This is a genomic window from Arcticibacter sp., assembly GCF_045629565.1.
In the GTDB taxonomy this organism is placed as follows: domain Bacteria; phylum Bacteroidota; class Bacteroidia; order Sphingobacteriales; family Sphingobacteriaceae; genus Arcticibacter.
Genome location: NZ_JAZQRL010000022.1, coordinates 1 through 3,417, shown reverse-complemented (window position 1 = coordinate 3,417; position 3,417 = coordinate 1). Strand labels below are relative to the sequence as shown.

Here is a 3,417-nt window from a genome sequence, read left to right as displayed (position 1 = left end):
GACCATAAGGAGATCCTTCGGATGTTCAAACAATTGAAGGCTACGGAAGATACTCTGCGGCAGTGTTTGGTTGAACATCTGGATGAGCGGGCAGAAGAGATCCAGCAGCTGGCGATGGGAAATCCTCATGCTAAAAAGAATTTACAGACTCATTTCGGGGACCCGGAAGCTTTGCTGAGCGCTATAGTAAGTAAAAAGTCGACGGCCTATATTCAGAAGCTCTTTCCGGACTTACTGGAGAGGCATGACGAATGTGATGATGCCGCTGAGAAATGGAACGGCGAGGTCTACAAAATTATTAGTCGATTCAACTGCATGGCAATAGGTCAGATTTCCCGTGGTATCAGGGAGTATAAAATGCAGAGCAATCAAATGTCTTTCGATGACATGATCGTGAACCTGCATGAGGCGCTGGTCGTCAGGGATCAGCATCAACTGGTTGAAGGTCTCAGGGAGAAATACAAAGCGGTGTTCATAGATGAGTTCCAGGATACGGACGACCTGCAATACGCTATTTTTCAGAAGGCTTTCTGTGAAGACACGATCCTTTTCTATATCGGCGACCCCAAGCAGTCAATTTATGCCTGGCGTAAGGCGGATATTGAGACTTATTTCAAGGCTTTTCATGAGGTAGAACATCGTTATTCGATGAATACGAATTATCGTTCTTCTGCGGGGTTTATCGCTTCGATGAATTTGTTCTTTCAACCTGTTGATGATTTTGACACGTTTTACTTCCGGGGAGCAGCGGATAGTATCGACTATATCCGTGTAGAGTCTCCTCTTCATAACGCAAAGGGCGAGCTACGCAGAAATGGCCTAAATGATGTTCCGATGAGCATCATTGAAAGGCCGAACAAGGATGCCATTTCTGATGGTGTCGCCGCGCAGGTGATGGCTTTGCTGGATGGTGAGACGTATTCTATTGAAAAGAACGGTCAGGAGCGACTGGTAAGGCCGTCGGATATTGGTATTCTGGTTCGTAAAAACTCAGAGGGGCAGGCGATTAAGCGGATACTGTCCAAATACAATATTCCCGCCGTTACGATCGGCGATACGAAAGTACTGCAGACGGAGGAGGCTGTAGAGTTACTTCATATACTCGATGCTATGCTGAATATATCATTATCAACCATCAACCGTGCATTGCTTTCTCCACTCACAGGATTATCAATAGAGGATCTTTTGTGTTTAAACGAAGAACAGGCAACGGAAAGATTCGGGCTTTACAAGTCTACCTGGGAGAAAGATGGGATATACAATGCCCTGATGGGCTTTGTTTCGGATTTTAACGTTCAGCAGAACTTACTAAAGGGAAAGGTTGAAAATGGTGAACGTATCATTACGAACCTTTACCAGCTGGTAGAGTTGTTTCATAAGGTGCAGTCGTCTAAAATGCTCAACCCTCAGGAGCTCCTGAGCTGGCTGAAGCGTGGGATTGACGGGATGGAGACAGAAGGGGATGAGTATTTGCAGCGGGTAGAGAGTGACGAAGAGGCGGTCAAAATTGTGACTATTCATAAGAGTAAGGGATTGGAGTATAATATTGTACTGGCTCCTTATCTGGATTTTACTTTTTTTGATAAGCGGGAGATATTCAGCTTTAAGCATCCGGAACTGAAGAAATATGTGTCGGCGGTAAAAAGGGAACTTACCGATACGGATATGGTGCTGATCAGCGCACAGGAGGAGCAGGAAAATCGTCGCTTGCTCTACGTCACGATTACCCGGGGTGTATATAAGTGTTTCGTTTATAAGAACACCCGTACGAAGAATTCGACCTTGGAGACGTTTACACGGGCTCTTAAGAATGCGGACGAGTCGCTGATTGCCTTTGAAGAAGGATTGGAAATTCCGGAGGGCTACTCGTTCAGAAAAGGTACTCAGGATTGGAAGCCTTTCGTTCAGAACGGAGCGGTAGATTTTAGGCTTGTACAGCAAAACTGGACTAGGATGAGTTACAGCAGGTTGAATGTTCAGCATGAGCGTTCGACGAAGTATGTCTATAGGAGGCACACCGGTTATGATGAATTTATTTTCAATCAATTGCAGAGAGGTGCGAATACAGGAAATATGCTCCACTTCTTATTCGAGACGATAAATTTTACAGATCCGGAAAGGTGGAACGATAAGATTGATGCAGCGATAAAGCGTTTTGCTCCGAGGCATCAGGAACAACTTCCAACCATGTTGCATACACTTCTGACCCATGCGATGAATGCGGTGATATCTTTTGAAGGTGAGTCTTTTTCTTTGGCAGGCGTCAACTATACGAAGCGGATCCATGAGCTGGAGTTCGACTTCACGGTACCTTCGTTTAACCCGTATCACCTGAGATCTTTGTCCTCCGAAGGGATATTGATTGACGTTCATGCTCCGGGGGCTCTTGAAGGGTTGATGAATGGAAAGATCGACTTATTCTTTGAGCATGAGGGAAAATATTATGTGCTCGACTGGAAATCTAACTACTTAGGAGATACTTTGGAGAATTATAGTCAAGCCGGGATCGCTCAGGCGATGAATGAGAACAACTATCATCTGCAATATCTCTTGTACACACTTGCGATTAAAAAATATCTTCAGACCAGGTTGCCGGATTTTGATTATTCCCGGGACTTTGGGGGTGTTGTATACATGTTTTTGAGAGGCGTGAGGGCAGGTTTGGCTAGTGGGATCTATGTCCGGAAACCGTCTGAAGATACCATCGAGAAGCTTGAAGCAATGCTCAGCTCTGGAGCATAATAGTTGCTAACCATTCTTTAATGCGTATTTTTGCGGCTTATGAGAGGCAGGCAGTATTACTGCCTGCAGAATAATATGAAAGAACAAGTTTTACAGTCAAGTGGCTCCTCCACTAAAGAAATTCTGAATAAGACCGCCTATCCTGTTTTGTTCACTATTGCTTTTACACATCTGTTGAATGATTTGATGCAGGCTATTGTGCCGGCGGTTTACCCGATGTTCAAAGCGAATTTTAACCTATCTTTTGCACAGATAGGACTCATTACGTTTGCATCTCAGCTTACAGCATCTATCTTTCAACCCTTTATTGGCTACTATACTGACAAGACTCCCAGGCCATTTTCTCTGGCTTTCGGGATGATGTTTACTCTTGCCGGATTGATCGTGCTTGCACTGGCGCCGGGTTTCGGGACGATCATTGCGGCGGTATGTCTTATGGGTGTGGGTTCGGCTATCTTCCATCCTGAGTCATCACGGGTTGCCTATCTAGCTTCTGGCGGGAAGAGAGGGCTGGCGCAATCGATTTTTCAGCTTGGCGGGAATGCAGGAAGTGCTATCGGTCCGCTTTTAGCAGCGGTGGTTATTGTTCCTTACGGTCAGTTTAATATTTTATGGATTACGTTGGTTTCTGTTTTGGCCATTCTGATCTTGTTTCAAATAGGTAAATGGTACAAG

The 3,417-nt window shown here is 45.1% G+C and carries 2 protein-coding genes; both read left to right on the top strand.

Going from position 1 to position 3,417, the window contains the following annotated elements:
- Positions 1–2,742 (top strand): UvrD-helicase domain-containing protein (locus ACKI5J_RS02550; RefSeq protein ID WP_407426192.1); only part of this gene is annotated, 2,742 nt, incomplete at its 5' end.
- A gap of 75 nt (positions 2,743–2,817) precedes the next feature.
- On the top strand, positions 2,818–3,417 hold a 600-nt coding region (locus tag ACKI5J_RS02545; RefSeq protein ID WP_407426190.1), incomplete at its 3' end, for an MFS transporter.